At 59.2% G+C, this 21,081-nt stretch carries 20 protein-coding genes; 8 read left to right on the forward strand and 12 right to left on the reverse strand.

What is annotated here, in order from left to right; genetic code table 11:
- Positions 1–184 precede the first annotated feature (184 nt).
- The 9 genes from ABEA08_RS13370 to ABEA08_RS13410 all read right to left on the reverse strand — a co-directional run bounded on the left by ABEA08_RS13370 (position 185) and on the right by ABEA08_RS13410 (position 9,267).
- Positions 185–736 (reverse strand): hypothetical protein, encoded by a 552-nt coding sequence (locus tag ABEA08_RS13370; protein ID WP_345335830.1) that lies wholly within the window; start codon positions 734–736, stop codon positions 185–187.
- A 221-nt stretch (positions 737–957) separates the two neighbouring features.
- Complete coding sequence (locus ABEA08_RS13375; RefSeq protein WP_345335831.1) at positions 958–2,028, reverse strand: formate dehydrogenase subunit gamma; 1,071 nt, start codon at positions 2,026–2,028, stop codon at positions 958–960.
- Between the two features lie 9 nt (positions 2,029–2,037).
- Positions 2,038–2,616, reverse strand: a complete 579-nt coding sequence (fdh3B, locus tag ABEA08_RS13380) for a formate dehydrogenase FDH3 subunit beta (RefSeq protein WP_345335832.1) — start codon at positions 2,614–2,616, stop codon at positions 2,038–2,040.
- Between the two features lie 15 nt (positions 2,617–2,631).
- Positions 2,632–5,496: a formate dehydrogenase subunit alpha gene (locus ABEA08_RS13385; RefSeq protein WP_345335833.1), complete on the reverse strand. Its 2,865-nt coding sequence runs from the start codon at positions 5,494–5,496 to the stop codon at positions 2,632–2,634.
- 9 nt (positions 5,497–5,505) lie between these two features.
- Positions 5,506–5,700 carry a twin-arginine translocation signal domain-containing protein gene (locus tag ABEA08_RS13390; protein WP_345335834.1) on the reverse strand — a complete coding sequence of 65 codons (195 nt, stop codon included), beginning with the start codon at positions 5,698–5,700 and terminating at the stop codon, positions 5,506–5,508.
- Between the two features lie 95 nt (positions 5,701–5,795).
- Positions 5,796–6,419: a TorD/DmsD family molecular chaperone gene (locus ABEA08_RS13395; RefSeq protein ID WP_345335835.1), complete on the reverse strand. Its 624-nt coding sequence runs from the start codon at positions 6,417–6,419 to the stop codon at positions 5,796–5,798.
- A gap of 13 nt (positions 6,420–6,432) precedes the next feature.
- On the reverse strand, positions 6,433–8,139 hold the full coding sequence (locus ABEA08_RS13400) for a 4Fe-4S binding protein (RefSeq protein ID WP_345335836.1): 1,707 nt from the start codon (positions 8,137–8,139) through the stop codon (positions 6,433–6,435).
- A 130-nt stretch (positions 8,140–8,269) separates the two neighbouring features.
- Complete coding sequence (locus ABEA08_RS13405; RefSeq protein ID WP_345335837.1) at positions 8,270–8,815, reverse strand: DUF3306 domain-containing protein; 546 nt, start codon at positions 8,813–8,815, stop codon at positions 8,270–8,272.
- A complete protein-coding gene (locus ABEA08_RS13410) occupies positions 8,812–9,267 on the reverse strand; it encodes a DUF3305 domain-containing protein (protein ID WP_345335839.1) in 456 nt (151 codons plus the stop codon). Before ABEA08_RS13410 ends, ABEA08_RS13405 begins: the two co-directional genes overlap by 4 nt.
- A gap of 257 nt (positions 9,268–9,524) precedes the next feature.
- Between ABEA08_RS13410 and ABEA08_RS13415 the strand changes: the two genes are divergently transcribed.
- Entirely contained in the window at positions 9,525–10,358 is an 834-nt protein-coding gene (locus tag ABEA08_RS13415; protein ID WP_345335840.1) for a formate dehydrogenase accessory sulfurtransferase FdhD, read from the forward strand.
- Entirely contained in the window at positions 10,355–11,260 is a 906-nt protein-coding gene (locus ABEA08_RS13420; protein WP_345335841.1) for a substrate-binding domain-containing protein, read from the forward strand. Before ABEA08_RS13415 ends, ABEA08_RS13420 begins: the two co-directional genes overlap by 4 nt.
- A 174-nt stretch (positions 11,261–11,434) precedes the next feature.
- On the opposite strand, the gene ABEA08_RS13425 is transcribed toward ABEA08_RS13420, so the two are convergent.
- Genes ABEA08_RS13425 through ABEA08_RS13435 form a run of 3 tightly spaced genes read right to left on the reverse strand, consistent with a single transcriptional unit; the run spans position 11,435 to position 15,122 of the window.
- Entirely contained in the window at positions 11,435–11,686 is a 252-nt protein-coding gene (locus ABEA08_RS13425; protein WP_345335842.1) for a hypothetical protein, read from the reverse strand.
- An 8-nt stretch (positions 11,687–11,694) separates the two neighbouring features.
- Positions 11,695–13,791 (reverse strand): sensor histidine kinase, encoded by a 2,097-nt coding sequence (locus ABEA08_RS13430; RefSeq protein ID WP_345335843.1) that lies wholly within the window; start codon positions 13,789–13,791, stop codon positions 11,695–11,697.
- Entirely contained in the window at positions 13,773–15,122 is a 1,350-nt protein-coding gene (locus ABEA08_RS13435) for a sigma-54-dependent transcriptional regulator (RefSeq protein WP_345335844.1), read from the reverse strand. The genes ABEA08_RS13430 and ABEA08_RS13435 overlap by 19 nt, the downstream gene beginning before the upstream one ends.
- A gap of 236 nt (positions 15,123–15,358) precedes the next feature.
- Here ABEA08_RS13435 and ABEA08_RS13440 point away from each other — a divergent pair, with 236 nt between their 5' ends.
- Genes ABEA08_RS13440 through moaA form a run of 6 tightly spaced genes read left to right on the forward strand, consistent with a single transcriptional unit; the run spans position 15,359 to position 20,966 of the window.
- A complete protein-coding gene (locus ABEA08_RS13440) occupies positions 15,359–16,174 on the forward strand; it encodes an ABC transporter substrate-binding protein (RefSeq protein WP_345335845.1) in 816 nt (271 codons plus the stop codon).
- Positions 16,171–16,881, forward strand: a complete 711-nt coding sequence (locus ABEA08_RS13445) for an ABC transporter permease (RefSeq protein ID WP_345335846.1) — start codon at positions 16,171–16,173, stop codon at positions 16,879–16,881. The genes ABEA08_RS13440 and ABEA08_RS13445 overlap by 4 nt, the downstream gene beginning before the upstream one ends.
- Positions 16,882–16,884: 3 nt before the next feature.
- Positions 16,885–17,559, forward strand: coding sequence for an energy-coupling factor ABC transporter ATP-binding protein (locus ABEA08_RS13450; protein ID WP_345335847.1), 675 nt, complete (start codon positions 16,885–16,887; stop codon positions 17,557–17,559).
- Positions 17,556–18,167, forward strand: a complete 612-nt coding sequence (mobA, locus tag ABEA08_RS13455; protein ID WP_345335848.1) for a molybdenum cofactor guanylyltransferase MobA — start codon at positions 17,556–17,558, stop codon at positions 18,165–18,167. Before ABEA08_RS13450 ends, mobA begins: the two co-directional genes overlap by 4 nt.
- Entirely contained in the window at positions 18,164–19,969 is a 1,806-nt protein-coding gene (locus tag ABEA08_RS13460) for a bifunctional molybdopterin-guanine dinucleotide biosynthesis adaptor protein MobB/molybdopterin molybdotransferase MoeA (RefSeq protein WP_345335849.1), read from the forward strand. Before mobA ends, ABEA08_RS13460 begins: the two co-directional genes overlap by 4 nt.
- A gap of 7 nt (positions 19,970–19,976) precedes the next feature.
- Positions 19,977–20,966, forward strand: coding sequence for a GTP 3',8-cyclase MoaA (gene moaA / locus ABEA08_RS13465; RefSeq protein WP_345335869.1), 990 nt, complete (start codon positions 19,977–19,979; stop codon positions 20,964–20,966).
- Positions 20,967–21,081: the final 115 nt, after the last annotated feature.

A 21,081-nucleotide genomic window follows, 5' to 3' on the forward strand; every position in this document is an offset into this window, starting at 1 on the left:
CATCATTGGGCTCGGCTTCCTTGTCGGCCTGGTTGGTTTGGCGATTGATCAGATCGCACTTTGGAAGCCGAGTTCCCTCCAAATCTGAGAACTCAGTGATCTACATTTCGGAACAGTTATTTAGGCAGACAGAGTCTTGCCATAGGCGTGATGCAGCAAGACGTTGTCCATGGGCCGGCTGATCTCAATGTCGAGCGGATCCCCCCTCCCGCACCACCGAATACCAATTCGTCCGCAACGCACCTGAATGACCACCGTCTGCCAGAAACAGCACATTCCCCTCGGCGAAATTCAGCTGACGCTGTTCCATGTCGACGCGCCGACTGGCCGAATAACCTGCGACCCATTGCATCTCGTGCGGGTTACTCAAGCTAAATGGGTGGGGCTCGGAGGCGGGTAGAAGATAATCGCATTGCTCGGTTGTGCGAAAATGCTCGCTTTGGATCAACCTGTGTCCCTGGACTAAGGCGTGATCCACGCTCAGGTAGCGACTGGACGACGCTCCCCGTTCTGGATCCGTGCCTTTGACCGTGAAATAGCCCCCTTCAGGGACTTCCTCCATCAGCAACTGCCCGCTGTCATCGAGGATGCGGTGCACCACGATCTTTCCTTGTGCATCGTGCAACCAAACCTGTGGCTCCATTGCGATGCACAATCGATGGTCGACGAAAGACACCATATCGATCTCGGTAGCCGGTGCATGCTCGGTGCCGCCCCCCCCACCAAGCGCAGGCACACAGGCACTAACAACACGCTCGTTTTCGGGGACATAAAACACGCATCGAGGCGGCAAAGCCGGGCGTTTTACGACCAAACCGAACCACAGACTATCGAGGCGATGCGCTCTTTTCTGGGTTCATTGATCCCGCTCAAGCGACAAAAAATGGCCCTCCAACAGGAGGGCCATGGGACACGATGTACATCATTGAGCGCGAATACGACGCGCTAATGCAAGGCTCAGGTTTCCTTGTACTTCAAGGTCCCTTCCGCTTTGATATCGTCGTACCAGACATTGTGGTGTTGCTTGGCCCAGTTCTCATCGCAGTAGCCGGAAGTCATGCAGGGGAAACCGCCTTCCGACAACACCGTCGCCATAAAGATATGCACCACCGTAAAGCCCGTCAGCACGATAGCAGAAGCGCCATGCACCACGATCGCCATCAGACTGGTGGTTCGACTCGGACTGAACCAGTCAGGAAACAACATAATGGCACCGGAGCCGATCACCGCTAAGCCAAAGATAGTGAAACTCCAGAACCACAACTTCTCACCGGCATTGGAAAATCCCGCATCTGGGTGCTTGCCCTTAAACGGGCCAAAGTTGAGGTAACCCCCCACCACCATAAACCACTTCAGATCGTAGCCAGCCGGAATGTTGTGCTTCATCCAACGCACCATCGCCAGCACCGCACCAATGGCAAAGGGGATCGCCATATAATCGTGGACTGGCTTGGCGATGGCGGCCAGGGCGCCAACCCCATCCGGCCCTAACACCGAGCCAAACACGAAGCGTCCCGCCAACAGTGATAAGCCAGTGACGATCAACAACAGGCAAGGGATCGCCATCAGCCAATGGACAAAGATATCGAACTTACTCCAGCGCAAGACCTCCACACCGGAAAAGCCCTTCTCCAGCTTGGCCGCACCATTGACCAGAACAAACAGGGCAAACACCAAGATCATGCCAAATAACGCCAGAGCCAGCGCTGGTGCGATCCAGCTGGGTCTGGCCGAGATCAGCCGCGGATCGTAGCTATTGATCAGGCTGCGGTGGAACTCCCCCTGCGCCTGAGTCCGCCCCTGCTCACCGTTCTTCACCGCCAACCAGGTCGGATCCAACTCGAACGGTCGCGCTTTCACTCCTTTGTCCGACAGATCCCCGGCACCGCCGTCGATCTCGGCAGCTTGCGCCGCCATGATCGCCTGCACCAGTTGCTCTTCACCTTCCGTTTCCGTCGCCATTGCGCCGCCCAGCCCAAGGCTGAACAGCAACGCCAGCAGGAAACGCCACACAGTATGCTGTGTCATAACGCCTCCTTAGCCGTCCCAACCCGCTTCTCGAGCACCACGAACGGCAACCCGTTGACGGAATATCTCTGAGATCACGTCCGCATCCCCGGCCAACAACGACTTGGTCGCGCACAGCTCAGCACAGAAGGGCAATTTGCCTTCAGCGATCTGATTGGCACCATACAGCAGCCGCTCCTTTTCTGAGCCGACTTCCGCATCCGGTCCTCCAGCACAGTATGTGCACTTGTCCATCTTGCCCTTGCTGCCAAAGGCCGATTTCTTCGGAAACTGTGGCGCGCCAAAGGGGCAGGCGTAGAGGCAGTAACCACAGCCAATACACTTATCCTTACTGTGACGGATGATCCCCTCCTCAGTGCGCTCAAAACAGTCGGCCGGACACACCGCCATACAGGGCGCGTCCGAGCAGTGCATACAGGCCACCGAGATCGAGACCTCCTGCCCCTGCACACCATCATGCATGGTCACCACCCGACGACGGGATATACCCCATTCCAAAGCAGAGTCATTCACATTTTTACAGGCGACAGTACAGCCGTTACATTCGATGCAGCGCTTGGTGTCGCATAAAAACTTCATCGTAGCCATAAGATGACTCCTTCCTTAAACCTTGGTGATCTGACAAATAGACGCCTTCGTCTCTTGCATCTGAGTCACCACATCGTAGCCATAGGTCATCGCCGTGTTGGCCGACTCACCGATGACATACGGTACGGTCCCCTCCGGATAGCTCGTCTCCAGCGACTCCCCTTCGAAGATCCCGGCGAAGTGATACGGCATAAAGCATTCGCCGGGGATCACCCGCTCCGTCACCAAAGCACTGATGTATAGCTTTGCCCCTTCAGGTGAATGCAAGATTACCTCGTCGCCATCACGGATCCCGCGATCGGACGCGTCCGCCGGATTGATCTCAACGAACATCTCCTGCTGCAGCTCCGCCAGCCAAGGGTTGGATCGAGTCTCTTCGCCACCGCCCTCGTACTCCACCAAACGACCCGTGGTGAGGATCATCGGGAATTTGATATCGAGCTCCTCATTACGCACCTTCTCTTGGATCGAGCGATACAGGGTGGGCAGGCGCGCGACCTGACGGTCTTCATAGCTGGGGTACTTGATCGCCAGCTCTCGTTTCGGCGTGTACAAAGGTTCACGGTGGATCGGGATCTCATCCGGGAAGGTCCAGACCCGGCAACGAGCCTTGGCATTACCATAAGGAATGCAACCGTGTTTCATCGCCACGCGCTGAATGCCCCCGGACAGATCCGTCTTCCAGTTACGTCCTTCCGCCGCCACCTTCTCTTCGGCGGTCAGATCATCCCACCAACCCAACTGCTTGAGCATGTCGGCGGTGAATTCCGGGAAGCCATCGCCGATCTCATTGCCTTTTGAGCCCGGATCGCTCGCCAGCAGATTCTCACCCTCGTACTCAACACCAAAGCGAGCACGGAAGTTACCGCCCCCCTCCAGCACATTCTTCGAAGTGTCATAGAGAATATGAGTGCCTGGGTGTTTTTGCTCCGGCGTGCCCCAACAGGGCCAAGGCAAACCATAGGTTTCCCCTTTGGCCGGACCGCCTTTGGCTTGCAGATCCTCGTAATCAAAGGTGCCCCAGTTTTCCTGGTGCAGCTTGAGTCGCTCGGGAGATTGACCGGTGTAACCCACCGTCCACATGCCACGGTTAAATTCGCGGGTGATATCCTCGATCAGGGGGACACTGCCCTCCACCTTGATGTTCTTGAACATCTGCTCGGCGATCCCCACCTTGCTGGCCAGCAGGTACATGATCTCGTGATCCGGCTTGGACTCAAACATCGGCTCAACCACCTGGCTGCGCCACTGCAGCGAGCGGTTGGAGTTGGACACGGAGCCGTAGGTCTCAAACTGGGTCGCAGCTGGCAACAGAAACACATTGTCCTTTCGGGTGTGCATCACGCCCGCCATGGTCGGATAGGGATCCACCACCACCACCGCATCCATCTTATTGAGCGCTTCGCGCACTTCGCGGCCGCGGGTTTCGGTATTAACCGACTGGCCCAGGAAAAACGCCATCCGCACATTGTCGCGCTGGCCGATCTTATCCTTGTCTTCCATCACCCCATCATGCCAACGGGAGCAAGGGATACCCGCCGAAAACATCGGGGTGTCACCCAGATAACTGCCCTGATCGAAGCGAGATTTAACCCATTCAAAGTCCAGATCCCACACACGGGACCAATGCTGCCAAGCCCCTTCCGACAGACCGTAATAACCTGGCAGGTTATCAAACAGCAGACCAAAATCGGTCGCGCCCTGCACGTTGTCATGGCCACGGAAGATGTTGGCACCGCCACCGGAGACGCCCATATTGCCCAGCGCCAGCTGCAGAATGCAGTAAGCCCGGGTATTGGCGTTACCTATGGTGTGCTGCGTGCCGCCCATACACCAGACAATGGTGCCCGGGCGATGATCCGCCAAGGTTTTGGCAACCCGATACATCTGCTTCTCGCCCACCGAGGTGATCAGTTCTACCTCATCCGGCGGATAGTTTTTGATCTCCTCGCGGATCGCCTCCATCCCCCAGGCGCGACTATCAATAAAGTCCTGATCTTGCCAGTCATTTTCAAAGATGTGCCACAACAGGCCGTAAATGAACGGGATGTCGGTGCCGGGACGGATATGCACATACTCATCGGCATGCGCCGCGGTGCGGGTGAAACGGGGATCAACCACAATCATCTTGGCGCCACGCTCCTTGCCCAGCAAGATATGCTGCATCGCCACCGGGTGCGCCTCCGCCGCATTCGAGCCAATAAACAACATGCTCTTACAGTTATGCATGTCGTTATAGGAGTTGGTCATGGCGCCGTAGCCCCAGGTGTTGGCCACCCCGGCGACGGTGGTCGAGTGACAGATCCGCGCCGAGTGATCGACGTTGTTGGTGCCCCACATCGCCGCCAGCTTGCGATACAGGTAAGACTGTTCATTGTTGGTCTTGGCCGAGCCCATGAAATAGATCGAATCGGGCCCCGATTCCTCGCGGATCTTTAGCATAAGATCGCCAACCTGATCGATCGCCTCCTCCCAGGTCAACTTGGTCCACTGACCGTCCACCAGCTTCATCGGATATTTCACCCGCTTCTCACTGTGGGTGTGGTGCAGCAACGATGCGCCCTTGGCGCAGTGGCCACCTCGGTTGATCGGGTGATCAAACGCCGGCTCCTGATGGATCCAAACCCCGTTCTGAACTTTGGCGTAAACGCCACATCCCACCGAACAGTGGGAGCAGATGGTGCGAACGGTGCTGATCTCGCCGGAGCCATCGGCGCTCGCCGCCTCGGCCTTAGTGATCATGCCGGTCCCCAGCATAGAGGCAGCCGCGATGCCGCCGCTGGTCACGCCAGCCCGCTTGAGGAACTGACGCCGATTAAGTCCCAAACCGCCACTCTCACAAGTGGATGCTTTTGGGGGTACTGATCGTGTGAGCTTCATCCGGGCCTCCTAGGAGAGACGCGCAGTGGCGTAATAGGAAAGGACGTGGGGGGTTTCACGATAGCCGGCGGGCTTCGTGTCGGTCTCTGCCACGGGCGTGGCTTGCTGTGCTTGGATCGGCGCACTGCTCAAAGCAGCCGCGCCGGCACCGAGGCCTAGGGCCTTCAGTGCGCGACGACGATCCTGTCGGGGCGTGTCTTTCATAACACCTCCTGGGTGTTAATGTGTTTAAGGTGGGGCGACGACACACTGCCCCACCACCGGAAATCCGAAACTGTCAGACCGGCCTACATCGGCAGTTAGCCGGTCTGTTGCACGCTGATATCCAGCGTCTGGTTATCAAACGTGGTGCGCTCGGTCGCGAAGAACGCGCTACCCAGCGCCGCTACCCCAGTATAGAACGAGGCGTTGTTGGCCTTAGCCAAATCGGCAAAGAACTTATCCACCCAGGTTTCCAGATGGCGCTGCCAGAAGATCAGCTGTTCGTGCTGTCCCGCCTCCAACAGCAGGTACGCCATCACCTCACACAGTGCGGCCAGATGATCCTCTGGCTCCTTCACGGTGTCTTGGCGGGCAAAGCCCAGTCGGGCTAGATCCTGGCGCAGCAGTGCCAACGGTTGATCCATCAATGAACCGGTCAGGTACCAGCTGGTGTAAGGGATCACCTCACCATGGCCCAGGCCGATAAACAGATTGAAGAACTCGTCCTCCAACAGCGCATCCTGATGGGTTTGCGCCGCCAGTTTGAGCGCATGCCAAGCACGATTCATCGGGTTGTCGGTGTCGGCCTCGAGCTCCAGCTCCGCCAAGAAGCTCAGCAGCTCGGTTGTCGGTGCCTGACGCAGCAGCGCCGCCAGCAATTGATAGATATCGGCACGCAATTGCTGGTGCTCGGTCACGACTCGGTTTTGTTGTTGTGTCATTAGTACCTCGGCCTCAGACCCGCAGTTGTTTTTCAGGATCATTCAAAATGTCGGTGAACATATCTTTCACCCGGCAGTCTTCGCACATCTTCAGGCGGTTGGCCGCCTCGCCAGCAAAGGCACTGTGGCCCGCCAACGCAGTGGTCATCTTCTTGATCACCGCTTGAGTCGCAAAAGGTTTGCCACAGGTGATGCACTCAAACGGCGCTTCTTCATTCAGCACTCGTTGCTGCTGGCGAGCTTCCCGATCCAGTAGCACGCGTGAGTGCAGTGAGATCGCTTGCTCAGGGCAGGCTTTCTCACACAGGCCGCACTGCACGCAGGGCTGCTCGGTAAACTTGATGGCGGGCAGATCGCCGCCGTCTTGCAGTGCCCCCGTTGGGCACAACGACACGCAGCTCATGCACAAGGTGCACTTGTCGGTGTCGACGCACACCTCGCCATAGGGCACGCGATTCAGATCCAGCACCTCAATGCTGCCCGTGGCGGCACCGTTAAGATGGTCCAGCGCATTGAACAGGGTCTCGCGCTTGGCCAGATCTTTGCCAAACGCCGCCACCGGCAAGACCGGCATCTCCGCACTGCGAGCGACCATTGCGGCCAGCTCATCCAGCTGCGCCGTGTCGATCAGGCACAATCGCTCTGCCCCTACGCCCACCGCTTCCAACAGCTGCTGCGCCAAGGCATGCTCACTGCGAACCAGCTCCAGCAACGTCGGTGGGGTTTCCGCCGTGGTCAGCACCAGCACCTGGCGCGCGCCCCAAGCCAGGGTCGCCAGCCAGCTGTCGAGCCCCGCCACGGCCACCTCTTCGAGTGCCACCGGCAAGACCTGCCCCGGCAATTGACGCAGCTGTGACAGCGCCTGCTCACCAAGGGTCTGATCGTGGAATAGCACCACAGGGCGTTGATCACACAGGGATTGGTAACGGGTCAACAGACGCTTAAGGTAATCCTTCAGCACCGTTGGAGTCGGCTGATCGTACTGGATCGCGCCGGTAGGACAGGCACTGGCGCAGCTGCCGGCACCGTGACACTGGAACGGATCGATGGTGATCTGACCTTCGACCGAGCTGATGGCGTCCGCCGGACACACATTCAGACAGCGAGTACAGCCGTCGATCCCACTGGAGTGGTGGGCACAGATCGCGCTGTTAACGGTGACGTAGCGTGGCTTATCGAATTGGCCCACCAGCTCGGGCAGTTGGGTCAAGGCATCGGTCAGCTTGTCGTCATTGTCGCCGACATAGAAATACCCCGGCGGCAACAGCTCCAGCGCGATCGCCGGCTCGGCGCCCAGATCCAACACCAGATCGTAATGCGGGCGACGCACCGCACCGAGCGACAGCTCGATCGGGCTGGCCGCTTCCGCCTCACGGATCAGCGCGGTGAATTGACCCAGGTAACCGCTCAGCTGAACCTCACGGCTGTAGTAGGCCGGCAGTGCCTCCGTGGTGTCTGCCGCAGCCATCACCTGCTCCAGATGGGCTTCGTCCTGGCTGCTGATCGCCTCGGTCGCCAGCAGGGTAATGCTGGTCATGCCGTTGCCACTGGCCATCAATCGGGCCGCGGCCAAGCGGATGCGGTCTTCGGCACCCAGGATCAACAGGTGTCCGGCGGTGTGATAGGTCACCGTCTGTGGGATCAGGTTTTCCAACATGGTGGTTTGTGCCAGGCTCTGCTCTCGAGCCGGATCGACCACAACGTTCTCAATAATGCTCACTGTGCGTTCCTAATAATTATATGTTGCGTTCGGGCGTTATCTGCAATGCATACGCGGGCAACCGGGCGCTCAGCCTTACTCTCACTTGAGCAAGGTTCATACCATCCTTGTTCACCCAGCGTCACTTGTACTACGCCTCGTTCTGCGGTTTATCCGCTTTGTCCTGAGCCGATGCGACATTTTGTCCGTCTTCGCCGGCAATCTCCCCCTCCACTGGTGACTTTTTGTCCGTGGCTGCGACGGCGGTATCGAGCGTCTCCTCCACCTCCTTCACCGCATGGCGGAACACCTTATCGGCCAATTCGGCGGCCACCTTGGCGCTGAGCTTGGGCTGAGCGCGGTAATCCAGATCGTAATCACATAGGCCATCACGCACGTTGTAGTGCGGCTGCTTCCACAGTGCCCGCAACGCCTCTTTGCGCTTGGCGGGATCGACGTCCGGTTTCAGGAACTGGGCAAAGCTGCCACCCTCTTCGATCTCATTCGGATCGGGCAAGGACTGCGCGTCATCGCCCGCCTCCGCTGGCTCGGCGGCGACCGCTTCATCTGGCGCGCCAGCAGAGGCGGTCGGCTCGACAACGGCCTCAACGTCCGCCTCGACGGACTTGGCTTGCTCTTCCGCTTCCTGGGCAACCGCCTCCCGGCGTTGACGCCAGCGACTCAATAATCCACTCATGCCTGGCCCCGCTTGGACTTCAGCTCGCCCCGTACGTTAATGTGCTTGCGACGATGGGCATTGATCGGCTGCTCACCATGACGGGTTAAAAAGGATTCCAACCAACAACCGATCGCCTCTGGGATCGGGCAAGTCAACACCGGCGTATCCCCCTCCAGCGCGCCAGCAGCGACATTCTGGTTGGCGGTCACCGCCATCGGTACCGGCACGCCGTCGCCCTTGTCATCACAGATCACGAACAGCTTCGGGGTGTCCAGATCCAGATTGAGTCGGTAGTTTGCTCGTTCATCCAGAAACAGCTCCATCATCACCGCATGGGCCCCTTCCGGCTTCTCACCGCTGGCGGGCAGGAGGGCGTCGATCTCCCATCGTGTTTGACTCCAGCGACCGACTTGAACCTCGGTGGACTTGAGCGTGACATACAGCGGCCAAAGGGATTCGCTACGTTGCATCGTTACCTGCGCTTAAACGTGGGTGGACTAGTGATAAGCATATACGCAATTTCCGTTCCAACTTAGAACAAGCCCCGCAGCTGGATCACGATCACGAATTTCTGTCCAAAAGGGACATTTTGTCCTTGCCCCCCTGGACAGCTTGGGACACCGGCTCCCCCAGAGGGTGATCCCGGTCTCGTTACCGTCGAGTCCCTCAGTGGAATGAGAATTGCATTGTTAAAGTATCTCATCGCCACAACCCTATTGAATCGATTATGACCAAAGCCGCGCATCGCCCCCGTTTATCCCGAACCCACGCCGAAGCGCCGCTGACGCTGGCGGTGACTGCCGTCGACGAAACCGGCCAACTGCAGGACAAGATGATCGCCTGTGAGCGCCCATTGACCCTCTATCTGAATTGGCAGCCCATCGTGACCCTGATGACCCTAGGTGCACGCCCAGAAGCGTTGGCGTTAGGCTATCTGAAGAATCAGGGCTTCATTACCGATATCGATCAAGTGGAGTCGGTCATCGTCGATTGGGAGGTCAACTCGGCTGCAGTGATCACCCGTGAGGACACCGCGCACGTCAGCAAGAAGCTGGAGGAGAAAACCGTCACCAGCGGCTGTGGCCAGGGCACGGTGTTCGGCAGCTTCACCGCCGGGCTGGACGACATCGCCTTACCCACCCCAAGCCTTAGCCAAAGCGGGATCTATGCCCTGCTCAAGAACCTCAACCAATATAACGACACCTACAAAAACGCCGGGGCCGTTCACGGCTGCGCCATCTGTCATGGCGATAAGATCCTCAGCTTTGTTGAGGACGTCGGCCGTCATAACGCGGTCGATACCCTGGCCGGCGAGATGTGGCTAGAGGGACTCGATGGCGGCGACAAGATCTTCTACACCACCGGCCGCTTGACCTCGGAGATGGTGATCAAGATCGGCAAGATGGGCGTGCCGGTACTGCTGTCGCGATCCGGGATCACCGAGATGGGGCTGAGCCTGGCGCAACAATTGGGGATCACCATGATCAACCGGGCCAAAGGCCGACACTTTTTGATTTACCACGGCGCTGAGACCGTACTATTCGATGGAGAGCAGTCATGAATGACCACACGGAAAGCCTATTTCTCAACGCCAAGCAGGTCGCTGACTATTTGGATCTGAACGAGAAAAAGGTCTACGCCATGGCTAACGAGCGCCAGCTGCCGGGCACCAAGATCACCGGCAAGTGGCTGTTTCCCAAAGCCCTGATCGACCGCTGGATCGTCGAATCCTGCCACAGCGGCATGCTGTCAGACCGACTGATCATCACCGGCTCGGACGATCCCTTGCTGCATTGGGCCGTCGGCCGGGTCGGCCAGCGGATCGGCAGCGCCGGGCTGATCAACTACTCCCCCACCGACTCCCGCCTAGGCCTGTCACACCTGGCTCAAGGCTACGCCGATATCTGTTGCATGCATTGGGGCAATGCCGCCGAGCGCGATCTGCGCCACCCGGCGCTGCTCAAGCGCCACCCCTCCTACAAGCAGTGGGTTCTGGTACACGCCGCCAGTCGAGATTACGGCCTGCTGATGCGCACCGAACATCATCACCTGAGTCAGAGCATCAATGAAGCCCTGTCGCTGCGCTATCGCTGGCTGACCCGGCAGGAAGGCGCGGGCTCGCGCTATCACTTTGACAGCTGGCTGGCCGAGCGCGGTCTGACCGGTACGGATCTGAATCTGGTGGCCACCGCCTTTACCGAGCGCGAGCTGGCGGCGGGGATCGCCCGCGGTGACGCCGATTTTGGCTTTGGCTGTCAGGGCATTGCCGGCGAGTTTGGCTTGGCCTTTGTGCCACTGGGGAAGGAGTCGTTTGATTTCGTCATGCCCCAAGGGGTGTTCTTCCGTCAGCACCTGCAGGAGCTGATCACCGTGCTGCAAAACCCGGACACCCTCACCCATGCTCAGCGCCTGGGCGGCTACGATCTGACCGACTGTGGCAAGCTGTTGTGGAGCGCCAGTTAAGCCGCACCTGCGTCAGTATCGACGGGCCGTAAGGCCCGTTTATTGCCAGAAAACGGCGTCGCCACCGCGGCATAGATACTGCGGTGCTCCGACCACAAGGCGCTCCCGCCCAGCAACACAGCAGCGAGCAACAACGGCCAAGCCGGGGCAATACACCGCCTTTGCTGCTGAGTCCTACTTGGCGATCACCTTACCACCGATCATCTTAAACGCCGGCGTGCCCCGCACTAGCGTCTCGCGGGCGAACTGACCATCACAGCCGGGGCAGTGACCCGCGGTGGTGGTAAAATCCTGGACGATCCGCTCCTTGAAACACTTAACCAGTGCCCCCTTGCCGCCTTTACGATACAGATAGAGCCGCGTCTTGCAGCGGGCACACAGCACATCAACCGTGCGCTGCGGCCCCTTCTTATTCGGCTTAGCCATCTGCCCCCCTATTGAATGGTGATCGGCTGAGCCGGCTCGTCATCCAGGATCGGACTCTGTTGAGGCAGCTTGACGGTAAAGACCGAGCCTTTGCCCGGCTCAGATTCGAGCTCCATCACGCCGCCAAAGCGGCGGATGATCCCGTAGCTGAGCGACAGGCCTAAACCGGTGCCCTGCTTGCGCGTGGTAAAGAAGGGATCGAAGATCCGCGACTGCAGCTCGTGTGGGATCCCAACGCCATCGTCTTCAACGGCGATCCAGGCGCCCTTGAGCTCGCCCTGCTCGATCCAATCACCCGTTCGTACCCGCACCTGACCTTGACCATCCAGGGCATGGGCCGCGTTAACCACCAGGTTGATCAACACCTGCAGCAGTTGCTGGCGATTGACCTCCACCGCCTGATCGGTCTGCAGATCCAGCTGAACCTCAACCGATTGCTTACGCAGCGAGTGGCGCACCAGCACCAACATCTCCTCCACCACGGGATTAACCATCACCCGCTCCAATGGCATGTTCAGATCGCCGGGGCGGGCGTACTGCAGCAGCGACTGGATGATCGCCTTGATCCGCTCAACCTGTTGGAAGATCAGCTCGATCTCCTCATCGATGTCGATCTCATGCTCACTGGCTTCCCACTTGATCAGCTCGATGTTGCCGAGGATCACCGCGGTCGGATTGTTGATCTCATGGGCGATCCCCGCCGTCATTTCCCCCAACGCGACCAACTTCTCGTTGGTCACCATCTGCTGACGGGTCTCCTCCAGCAAGGTGATGTTGCGCTTGAGCTCCTGAGTGCGCTTTTTCAAGATGGCGGTGCGCTGCTCCACCTTCTGCTCGAGCTGATCATTGGCCAGCTGGATCTGGCGATTGCGCTCCTGCAGCTGATCCAGCATACGGTCAAACTGACGACTCAACTGGGCCAGCTCATTGCTTGGATCCAGCCCCAGATCCCCGATCCGCCGATCCCGGCCGCGCTGCACCTCCTGCACCACAGACTGGATCCGATCGATCGGCCGCAGCAATCCGGACGCACCGTAGAACACCGCCAGACCCGAGCCCAGCAACACCAACAGCAAGATGGTGCCCAGCTCAAAGATATTCATCAGATAATTATGAACAAACGGCGCCTCGGTAAAGCCGGTGTACACCATGCCGATGCGGTTCCCCTCGATGTCGGTCAAAGGGGCATAGGCCGAGATATACCAATCGTTGAAGACAAAGGCGCGATCGACCCACAACTCGCCCTGCTCCAGCACCTTAAGGCGCACCTGCTCCGACACCAGGGTCCCGACCGCACGACCGATCCCGTCCGCCGAAGGCACGTTGGTGCTGATCCGGACATTATCCAGAAACAGGGTGACCGTCCCTCGGGTGCGCGGGGGCAACGTGCCCTCGGCGTAGGTCAGCTCGCGGATCGAATCCACCAGCTCCTGGTTATGATTAAGCAGGGTGCCACCATCAAGAAAGCCGATCCGGTGTCCCTCCTTCGAGCGCACCTCCACCAAAGAGCGGATCACCATGCCGCGCTGCTCAAAACCCTGCCCTGGCGGCTGCGCCATCGGGGTGGGCTCCAAGGCCATGCTTGCTTCCCGCGCCAAAGCCGAGCTGATCTGCAACATCTGAGCCCGACTCAACACCTGCAAACTGGAACGACCGACCTCGTTACGTTCCGGGATCAGCGGCCGCAACGCCGCATCGGCTAACGCATCCTCCAACGACACCAGGCGCAGGAACTGCAGCTCCATCCGGGCTCGGCTATTCTCCAGATGACGCTCCATCGGCCGCGGATTAAAGGGCAACACCTGCATCAGGCGATTGAAGTCGAGGCCATGCTGCAACTGCACCAGCGACCGCTCCTGCTCGTCAGAGTGGGATGCCACGATCCCCTGTGCCACCGCCAGATCCGAGCGCACCTTCATAAACAGCTGGGTACTGGTGTAGGTCACGTTCCAGTAGATGGTGATGAACACCAGACTGGCCAAAGTGACCAACACCGGCAGCAGCATCAATACCAGCAAGCGGTAACGTACCGTGCTGGTCAATACCTTAACGTCGTTGCGGACGGTCTTCTTCCAGCGGCCCAGCATTACTCCGCCAGACCCCATTCCTTAAACTTGCGATCCAACGTCTTGCGGGAAACCCCCAAAACCCGAGCGGCCGCTGACTTATTGCCGCCTTGCTGCTCCACCACCCTGAGCACATGCAGTCGCTCAACCTCCTTGAGCGCCATATCAACCGGATAGCCGGCCCCTTGCCCTTCAGGCTCCTGTGCCGTCTGCTGCGAGCGCCAATACTCTGCCGGCGGCTTACCCAGCAACAAGCAGCGCTCCACCATGTTGCGCAGCTCGCGGATATTGCCGGGCCAGTCATAGCCCTGCATCACGAGCAGGTCCTCATGACTCCAGGCCACCTCACGCACCCCCAGCTCCGACGACAGTTGACGGGTGAAGTGGTGCACCAAGTCCACCACATCATCCGGTCGCTCACGTAATGACGGGATCAGGATGTTTAGCACATTCAATCGGTAATACAGATCGCGCCGGAACCGGCCAGCGTTGACCTCCTCAAGCAGCTCCCGGTTGGTCGCCGCCACCACCCGCACATCCACCGGGATCTCCTTCTCTGAGCCGACCGGACGGATGGTACGCTGCTCCAGCACCCGCAACAGCGCAGTCTGCATCTGCAGCGGCATCTCGCCGATCTCATCGAGGAAGATGGTGCCGCCGGAGGCAAAGCTAAACAGGCCTTCACGGGTGCCCCGGGCACCGGTAAAGGCGCCGGCGACATGGCCAAACAGCTCACTCTCAAGCAGTTCGGGGGCGATCGCGCCGCAATTCACCGCCACGAAGGTGCCGTTACGGCCGGACAGCTGATGCAGCGAGCGCGCCACCAACTCCTTGCCCGTGCCGGATTCCCCCTCGATCAGCACCACTGAGTTGGTCGGGGCGATCCGACGGATCACCTCTTTCATCTCCAGTAAATTTGGGCTGTTGCCAATGATGGTGCTGGGGTGGCTATGGGCCATCTCCCGCCGTAGCATCAGGTTCTCCCGCCGCAACAGGCGGCGCTCGATACAACGGTCAACAGCCTGGATCATCTGCTCCAAGCGGAACGGCTTGAGGATAAAGTCCGCCGCCCCGGCACGCAGCGCTCGGATCGCCGTATCCATATCGGCAAAGCCGGTCATAAAGATCACATCGGAGCGTCGGGTGTCCAGATCGAGCGCTTCATGCCATTCGATCCCGTCCCGGCCCGGCAGACTGATATCGACGATCAACAGATCAAAGTGGCAGCGGCTGCGCAATTGCTCCGCCTCTTCCACGCTGCCCGCGACCTCAACCAAAGTAAAGCGACGCGCCAGCGCCTTCTTCAGAAACGAGCGCATGCCCGACTCGTCATCCACCACCAACACCGACATTGCGGTGGTTTGCGTCATCTGTTCCGCCATTCTGGATCGCTCACTTCACTTGGGATAAATTTCTGGGCCAAAATGTCCGTTTACGGTCATTTTGACTGCCACCTACTGTAAGGTGAGTCATTTTGACCCTGTTTGCCATACTGAAAACGTGACCAGGTGCAAAGAATGGTCTTAGCCATAGGGTTGGCACCAAAATTGCTGTTTATATCTGTTACGGTGCGAATCCCCCTGGGCATCCTATAAAAGGACGAGGCATGATAAAAAATCTTTTAAAAACAATAGCAACCGCCATTGTGGTACTGCCTTTTATGGTCGCCGCCGCCGATCCCGTGATCCGTCTCGCCACCACCACCAGCACCGATAATTCCGGCCTGCTGGCCCATCTGCTGCCCACCTTCGAGCAGCAAACCGGCTTCCGGGTCCAGGTGATCGCCACCGGCACCGGCAAGGCGCTGCGTCACGGCCGCAACGGCGACGTCGATGTGGTGATGACCCATGCTCCCGCCGCCGAAGCGCAGTTTGTTGAGGACGGCTTTGGCCGCCTGCCGCGCCAGTTGATGGCCAATGATTTTGTGCTCCTCGGCCCCAGCTCGGATCCGGCTCAGATAAAGCACAGCCAAGATGTCCATGACGCCTTCCGCCGCATCGCGCAAAGCCGCGCAGGCTTCGTCTCCCGCGGCGACGAGTCCGGCACCCACATGAAAGAACTGGCGATCTGGCAAAGCGCCGGGATCGACACCAATTTCACCGGTTACGCAGCCATCGGCCAAGGGATGGGGCCGGCCATGCTGACCGCCAGCGAGATGGGCGCCTACGTCTTGGCCGATCGCGGCACCTATCTGGCCTTTCGCGACAAGCTCCAACTCGAAGTGAGCTTGGAGGGCGATGCGTCCCTACTCAACCCTTATCAAGTGATCCTGATCAGCGATAGAAAATACCCGGATCTCAATCATGCCGGTGCCTTGGCATTGAGTGACTGGCTGATCAGCCCGCAAGGACAGCAGATGATCAACGACTTCACCATCGACGCTCAGCCGTTGTTCCAAGCCACCTACAAGGTCGCTCCATGAACGACGGTATGTTGTCAGTATTCCAGCAGGGCATCGTTCTGCTGTTCAGTTTTGATCCCGACGTCTGGGCCATCATTGCGGTCTCATTCAGCGTGTCATTGCGCGCCATGGCCATCATCCTGCTGCCCGCCATCTTGCTGGGCTTTGGCTTGGCGGTCAGCCGCTTCCCCGGCCGCACCGGGGTGATCTCCCTGTTTCAAACCCTGCAGGCGGTTCCCACTGTGGTGGTCGGCTTGATCGCCTATCTGATGCTGTACCGTCAAGGGATACTCGGCGATCTACGCTGGCTGTTTACACAAAACGCCATGGTTCTGGCCCAGATCTTCCTGGCACTGCCGGTACTGGTCTCGCTCAGCTACGGCGCCTTCTCCAGCGGTGATTGGCGCGCCTGGGAAACGGCCCGCACCTTGGGCGCCCCGCGCTACCGCGCGTTTCTGACCCTGTGTCATGAGCTGCGAGCGCCACTGCTGGTCGCGGTGATCGCCGCCTTCTCCCGCATCATCACCGAGGTGGGTGCCTCCATGCTGGTGGGCGGCAACATCCATAACGTCACCCGAAACATCCCCACCGCCATTGCACTGGAAACCAGCAAGGGCGAGTTTGCTCAAGCGGCGGCACTGGGCACGGTCTTGTTGCTGTTGGCGCTGTTTATTAACTTTTCTTTGGGCTCCCTGCGTAATCAGCAGGAAGGCTTGCGACGAGGCTAACCGATGCAACTGTACGCGCACGATCTTGAGATCCACTTCGGCCAACGACGGCTGTTTCAGATCCCCCAGTTGCAACTCAACCCCGGCCAGCGGATCTGGCTGCGCGGGGCCAACGGCGCAGGTAAGACAACGCTGTTAAAGATCCTATCAGGCCTGCAAAAGCCCAGTCGCGGACGGATCGCCCTGCACGGCGAAGCCAATCCACCGGCCAGATGGCGCAGCAGCAACCTGCTGCAGGGCCGCATCGTCTACTTGCACCAAAACCCGTATCTATTTGATGGCACAGTCGAAGAGAACATCAACTATGGCCTCAAACAGCTGGCACTGACCGTCGATGAGCAGCGCCAGCGCCGAGAACAAGCCATCGAGCTGGCCCAGCTCAGCGACTTACGCCACAGCAGCGCTCAGGTGCTGTCCGGCGGCGAACGTCAGCGACTGGCGCTGGCCCGAGCCTGGGTGCTGCGCCCGGCCCACCTGCTGCTGGATGAGCCCACCGCCAGCCTGGATTGCGACTCCATTGCCGCTATGGCGGGCATGGTGGACGAGTTACAACGTCAGGGCTGCGGCCTGCTTCTCACCAGCCACCAGCACACCGCGCTCACCGAGGCGTGCCAGCAGATCTGGCGACTGGAAAAACAACAACTGATCTGCGAGACCCAACAGGAGCTGTCCGCATGAACAAGGTGACCTTGGCAGTCTTAGCCGGTGGCCGCGCCAGCCGAATGAATGGCGAAGATAAGGGCTTGATCACAGTTGCCGGTCAGCCGATGATCCAACATGTGCTCAATCGTGTGCGACTGGATAATATGCCGACCTTGGTGATCGCCAATCGCAATAAGGACGCCTATGCCCGCATAGGCTACCCGGTATTTAGCGATCAACACCCGGATCATCCCGGCCCCCTGGCGGGCATGTGTGTGGCACTGCAACAGGCAACAACCGACTATGTCCTGATCTGCCCCTGCGACACGCCCATGCTGCCGACCGATCTGGCCGACGCCATGTTGCGTCAGCTGGAGCAGGAAGACGCGGATCTCACGGTGGCCTTTGATGGTCACTACGATCACCCGGTGATCCTATTGATGAAACGCAGCCTGTTGCCGTCGTTGCAACAGTACCTGCGCGGTGAAGACCGTAAAATTAAACGTTGGTTTAGCCAGCATCATGCCGTGCGTTGTGAGTTTGCCGGCCAGATGGAAGCGTTTGCCAACATCAACACTCCAGAGCAGCGCCAACAACTCGAACAGATATTGCATGCTCAGGACTCGCAACGAGGCAAATCATGACATTAAATGAACTGCTGGCGGACTGCCGCGTTCCGGTTTTGGGCCTGTGTGCCTACAGCGGCACCGGCAAAACCACCCTACTGCGTAAGCTGCTGCCCACCCTCAATGAGCGCGGCCTCAAGATCGCGGTCCTGAAGCACGCACACTGCAATTTCGAAGTGGATAAGCCGGGCAAGGACAGCTACGAGCTGCGCAAATCCGGCGCCGATCAGATGCTGATCGCCTCCTCCAAACGACGCGCCCTGATGATGGAACGCCCAGTCGAGGGCGATCCGGATCTCAAAGAGCTGTTGGCCATGGTCGATCAATCCCGCGTGGACATGATCCTGGTGGAGGGTTTCAAGAAGATGCCGCTGCCGAAACTGGAGCTGCACCGTGCCGAAGTCGGTAAGCCGTTCGTCTTTACCGACGATCCGCTGATCCAGGCCGTCGCCTGCGACGACGCCACCGAGCTGCCGGCGGACTTCGCCCTGCCCAAACTCGACATCAATGACGTCGACGCCATCGCCGATTTCGTTGCCCAGTTCATTGCCCGCTGGCAGCCGGTCGCGCTGCAACCGCTCGGTCCCAGCTGTGACAGCACCGAACGCAAACAGCTGTCGGTCAAGCAGGGGCTGGATCGCATCCTGGCCATGGTGACGCCGGTCGCAGACCGTGAGCAGCCGCCGCTGAAGCACTGCGTCAATCGCGTGCTGGCCGATGACGCCATCTCGCCGATCAACGTGCCGCAACACACCAACTCGGCGATGGACGGTTACGCCATCGCACTGGATGAGGCGCACCAAAGCGGGCGACGCTACCCGGTGGTCGCGGAGATCTTCGCCGGCTACGCCTATGACGGCACCCTGCAGCCGGGTGAAGCGGTCAAGATCATGACCGGTGCTCCTATCCCCGCCGGTGCCGACACAGTGATCATGCGCGAGCTGGCGCAAGAGCATGATGGCCAAGTGCAGTTTGAAGGCCCGCTTGAGCGGGGCCAGAACGTGCGCCCGGCCGGGGAAGACATCGCCCAAGGCCAGAGTGCGCTCGGTGCCGGTCAGCGGATCGGTGCGGCCGAGCTGGGCTTGTTAGCTTCACTGGGACTGGCACAGCCATCAGTCTGGCGTCGCCCCAAAGTCGCCATCTTCTCCACCGGCGACGAGGTCTGCTCGCCGGAGCAAGCGCTGCAACCCAACTGCATCTTCGACTCCAATCGCTACACCCTGCACGGCATGCTGACCAAGTTAGGCGTCGAGGTGCTCGATCTGGGGATCATCGAAGACAACGAAGCGGCGATGATCACAGCGTTAGAGAGTGCCGCCGAGCAAGCGGATATGGTGCTCACCTCCGGCGGCGTCTCCGTTGGCGATGCCGACTTTATCAAGGATGCACTGGCCAAGCTGGGCCGCATCGATTTTTGGAAGATCGCCCAGCGTCCTGGCCGGCCATTGGCGTTTGGCACCCTGAACGAGACCCTGTTCTTTGGCCTGCCCGGCAATCCGGTCGCGGTCATGGTCTCCTTCCTGCAGTTCGTCCAGCCCGCGCTACGCAAGATGGCGGGCGAGCAGCAGTGGCAGCCGCAGATGATGCGCGCCATCGCCACTGAGCCGATGCGCAGCCGCGTGGGCCGCACCGAGTTTCACCGCGGGATCATGCAACTCGGCGCCGGTGGCCAACTCGAAGTCAAAACCACCGGCCAGCAGGGCAGCGGCATGCTCGGCTCCATGGTCAAGGCAAATTGCCTGGTGGTGATCGAAGAACCGCTCGAACAGGTACAACCCGGCGATCCGGTCTGGGTTCAACCATTTAGCGATCTGCTGTAAGAGGAACATCATGGCACTTATTGATGGCTTCGGCCGGAAGATCAAATACCTACGATTATCAGTGACCGATCACTGCGACTTTCGCTGCGTATATTGCATGGATGAAGACCCCAAGTTTCTGCCGCGAGATCAGGTGCTGAGCCTGGAAGAGCTGCATAAAGTGGCTCAGGCCTTTACCGAGCTCGGCGTCGAAAAGATCCGCCTCACCGGCGGCGAGCCCTTGGTCAAAAGCGATCTGCCCTATCTGGTGACGCAGATAGCCACACTGCCCGGCTTAAAGGATCTGTGCCTAACCACCAACGGCTCTCGGCTGAAGAAGTTCGCCCAGCCGCTGCAGCAGGCTGGCCTCAAGCGGCTCAACATCAGTCTGGATACCCTGGATCCCGAGCGTTTTAAGAACGTCACCCGCAACGGTAAGCTCGAACGGGTCCTGGACGGGATCGACGCCGCCATTGCCGCCGGATTTGAGCGCATCAAACTCAACGCCGTCGCGATGAAAGGCAACAACGACGACGAGGTGCTGGATCTGGTTGAGTTTGCGCGCGACAAGGGCGTGGACATCAGCTTTATCGAGGAGATGCCACTGGGGATCCTCAGTGAGGATCGGCGCAGCCACTCCCTGCTGACCAGCGGCGAGGTGCGTGAGATGATAGAAACCCGATACCTACTGATGCCAACCACGGAGAACACCGGCGGCCCAGCGCGCTATTTCCGCATGGCCGACAGTGACATTCGTATCGGTTTTATCAGCCCTCACAGCCACAACTTCTGTGATGAGTGCAACCGAGTTCGGGTAACCACCACCGGCGAGTTGCTGCTGTGCTTAGGCAATGAGAACTCTATCGATCTGAAAGCCATCCTGCGTCAGTCGCCGGACGACATCGAGCCGCTAAAGCAGGCGATCCTCGAAGCCATGGGCAATAAACCTGAGATGCACCATTTCTCGACCGACGGCGAAACCCAGATCCTGCGCTTTATGAGCCACACTGGCGGATAACCGCGTACGCGGTTAGCTATCAGCTATCAGCTATCAGCTGATAGCTGATAGCTGATAGCTGATAGCTGATAGCTGATAGCTGCTCTGACAACAAAAAAGCCGCACTCATCGAGTG

The organism is Ferrimonas pelagia, from assembly GCF_039543565.1.
Taxonomy (GTDB): Bacteria; Pseudomonadota; Gammaproteobacteria; order Enterobacterales; family Shewanellaceae; genus Ferrimonas; species Ferrimonas pelagia.

Coding starts and splice junctions, on each gene's coding strand:
- ABEA08_RS13375 (WP_345335831.1), bottom strand. CDS start 2,028: ATGACACAGCATACTGTGTGGCGTTTCCTGCTGGCGTTGCTGTTCAGC.
- ABEA08_RS13385 (WP_345335833.1), bottom strand. CDS start 5,496: ATGAAGCTCACACGATCAGTACCCCCAAAAGCATCCACTTGTGAGAGT.
- ABEA08_RS13430 (WP_345335843.1), bottom strand. CDS start 13,791: ATGGGGTCTGGCGGAGTAATGCTGGGCCGCTGGAAGAAGACCGTCCGC.
- ABEA08_RS13420 (WP_345335841.1), top strand. CDS start 10,355: ATGAATGACCACACGGAAAGCCTATTTCTCAACGCCAAGCAGGTCGCT.
- mobA (WP_345335848.1), top strand. CDS start 17,556: ATGAACAAGGTGACCTTGGCAGTCTTAGCCGGTGGCCGCGCCAGCCGA.
- ABEA08_RS13415 (WP_345335840.1), top strand. CDS start 9,525: ATGACCAAAGCCGCGCATCGCCCCCGTTTATCCCGAACCCACGCCGAA.
- ABEA08_RS13410 (WP_345335839.1), bottom strand. CDS start 9,267: ATGCAACGTAGCGAATCCCTTTGGCCGCTGTATGTCACGCTCAAGTCC.
- ABEA08_RS13390 (WP_345335834.1), bottom strand. CDS start 5,700: ATGAAAGACACGCCCCGACAGGATCGTCGTCGCGCACTGAAGGCCCTA.
- ABEA08_RS13425 (WP_345335842.1), bottom strand. CDS start 11,686: ATGGCTAAGCCGAATAAGAAGGGGCCGCAGCGCACGGTTGATGTGCTG.
- ABEA08_RS13395 (WP_345335835.1), bottom strand. CDS start 6,419: ATGACACAACAACAAAACCGAGTCGTGACCGAGCACCAGCAATTGCGT.
- ABEA08_RS13405 (WP_345335837.1), bottom strand. CDS start 8,815: ATGAGTGGATTATTGAGTCGCTGGCGTCAACGCCGGGAGGCGGTTGCC.
- ABEA08_RS13460 (WP_345335849.1), top strand. CDS start 18,164: ATGACATTAAATGAACTGCTGGCGGACTGCCGCGTTCCGGTTTTGGGC.
- ABEA08_RS13450 (WP_345335847.1), top strand. CDS start 16,885: ATGCAACTGTACGCGCACGATCTTGAGATCCACTTCGGCCAACGACGG.
- ABEA08_RS13435 (WP_345335844.1), bottom strand. CDS start 15,122: ATGACGCAAACCACCGCAATGTCGGTGTTGGTGGTGGATGACGAGTCG.
- ABEA08_RS13445 (WP_345335846.1), top strand. CDS start 16,171: ATGAACGACGGTATGTTGTCAGTATTCCAGCAGGGCATCGTTCTGCTG.
- ABEA08_RS13440 (WP_345335845.1), top strand. CDS start 15,359: ATGATAAAAAATCTTTTAAAAACAATAGCAACCGCCATTGTGGTACTG.
- fdh3B (WP_345335832.1), bottom strand. CDS start 2,616: ATGGCTACGATGAAGTTTTTATGCGACACCAAGCGCTGCATCGAATGT.